The 2,355-nt window shown below is 37.2% G+C and carries 3 protein-coding genes; 1 reads left to right on the forward strand and 2 read right to left on the reverse strand.

Going from position 1 to position 2,355, the window contains the following annotated elements:
- Window positions 1-627, reverse strand: a 627-nt coding sequence (locus CM19_RS06735) for a sulfocyanin (RefSeq protein ID WP_048099696.1), incomplete at its 3' end; no start/stop codon positions are given.
- A gap of 206 nt (window positions 628-833) precedes the next feature.
- On the reverse strand, window positions 834-1,610 hold the full coding sequence (locus CM19_RS06740; protein ID WP_048099697.1) for a hypothetical protein: 777 nt from the start codon (window positions 1,608-1,610) through the stop codon (window positions 834-836).
- A 188-nt stretch (window positions 1,611-1,798) separates the two neighbouring features.
- Here CM19_RS06740 and CM19_RS06745 point away from each other — a divergent pair.
- Window positions 1,799-2,355, forward strand: a 557-nt coding sequence (locus CM19_RS06745) for a sulfocyanin-like copper-binding protein (RefSeq protein ID WP_048099698.1), incomplete at its 3' end; no start/stop codon positions are given.

Raw genomic sequence — 2,355 nt, forward strand, 5'->3', positions numbered from 1 at the left:
ACCCCACATTCCTGCTTCAGCGTGACCAGCGATACCGCATGCGAACCAATAGTATCCTGCAGGAATTGCTGGAGATAAGCCAGATGCAGATTGACCACTAGCTATACCTACAGTTTCATATGATGTGCTCGTGGTTCCAACGTTAAGAATAAACTTACCGTCAGCAAGTACGTTTGCGTTATTGGGCGTTGGAGTATCGTTAGCTATTATGTTGAAGTTGTGAGGTATTGATTCCTGGTTTGTGTAGACTACATACACGTGCCATCCTGCAGGTATGTAAATTTTTAGCTGTCCGTCGCTTGTTCCGTTAAAGTTAAATGGATTTCCAGAGCTCAACGAGACAATATATAGGAATACAGTCTTATTAGCTGCGTTATAAGCTAGAGGAACGCCAGGAACCTTAGTAGTAGTCGTTACTGGGGTAGTGGTTGTCACAGGGGTAGTAGTAGTTACTGGGGTAGTAGTCGTTACTGGTACTGAAGACGTTGGTAAAACTGTAGTTGAAGGTGGAAGAGTTGTAGTTCCTATATCGATAGGTGTTCTAGTTGCTACATAGTATCCAGCTACAGCTACTAGGATTATGGCTATAACTATAGCTACTATTACAGGTGTATCCGCTTTAGCCATTGTATTCTAACTCAACCTATCATATAAATAAAACTTTTGCCAATAAGAAAGAATTTTTTTCTTAGATTACTATAATTTTTAATAAAGGTTATAAACCAGATAAGATATTGCCATAAACTCATAGAACACTAATATATTCATTTCCACATTTTTTATTAATAGACATAGTAGTTAAATCCATTAGGAATAGCGAGACTTTCAATTAATTAAGATTTATAGATTGGACATTTACTTAGAATTTTATTCATATCTCTTAAATTATAGTATAAAAGGAATAACGATCCTATGGGTAATCCGAACCACACGAGCCCAAAGTATATGGGCGAGGCTAATACGCTCAAGATTGATGTTACAGCTCCTATAGATAGAGCCACCATATAAACTATTATTGATGGTAATGAAAGACAGCAAGAAGTTCCGGACACTATGGCTATGGTTGGTGCACCTATAAGAACTGAATATGAGGTTGTTCCCTTTTTTCTTTTTAACACTTTCCTCAAATCAAAAACTCTCTGAATATTTGCCCCTAAGAGCATAGCAAGAAAAATTCCGATAAATACTGTGAAAGGAACAACATCAGCCTCATATCCAGCTATGAAAATAGCGATTCCAGGACTATAGCTTTCCCAATATGGAAGAAGATATATAGGTGTTGGAACTGATGCTCCAACATAAGCAGTGAGTAGAGGTTGAAATACAAAATAACCAAGTAAAAAGTAGTAAAAGAACCCGTAAATTAGAATATGAAAAGTCAAGTAAAGTCCGGCAGATATCCAGTACGCTCTGGTCTTTTTTATTTCAGAGTAAACTGATTTGTAAAATCTAAACGGAACCAATAGTGCTACAGAGGTCCAGAAAGAAACACTAGATAAAAGTGAAAAGAGAAGAAGGTATGACATATCGAAGGAAAGTTTATATGTGAATATTGAGATAGTCATCAGCGCAATTGCAATCCCGTATCTAACTGCAGTTTTATGTCCCATATTAATACTTTAATCCTTAAGGATTTATAAAATTATTAAGATAAACTATTAGAGAAACTTGTGATGCTAGTTCAATATTCTATAAGCACAATTCTTATCTAGAGGCAAAGGATCTTTCCTGACTAACTCCTCATATAGATAAAAAATATTTTAATACTTGCTTTAAGTTGTTAATTCTTGATAGAAAAATGAGTAGATTAGGCGTTGCTATAATAGTACTCATATTTGCGGGTACTGCAGTTATGGCAGGATTTCTAGTGTATAATTTCGCTATAGTTATTTACCCAGTTCATGGGTATAAGCCAGTGGTACCAGTAACGACTACTACCCCAGTAACTACTACTACCCCTGTGACAACCACTACCCCAGTAACGACTACTACTAAGGTTCCTGGCGTTCCTCTAGCTTATAACGCAGCTAATAAGACTGTATTCCTATATATTGTCTCGTTGAGCTCTGGAAATCCATTTAACTTTAACGGAACAAGCGACGGACAGCTAAAAATTTACATACCTGCAGGATGGCACGTGTATGTAGTCTACACAAACCAGGAATCAATACCTCACAACTTCAACATAATAGCTAACGATACTCCAACGCCCAATAACGCAAACGTACTTGCTGACGGTAAGTTTATTCTTAACGTTGGAACCACGAGCACATCATATGAAACTGTAGGTATAGCTAGTGGTCAATCTGCATCTGGCTTATCTCCAGCAATTCCTGCAGGATACTATTGGTTCGC

Origin of the sequence: Candidatus Acidianus copahuensis (assembly GCF_000632495.1) — an archaeon.
Lineage (GTDB): Archaea > Thermoproteota > Thermoprotei_A > Sulfolobales > Sulfolobaceae > Acidianus > Acidianus copahuensis.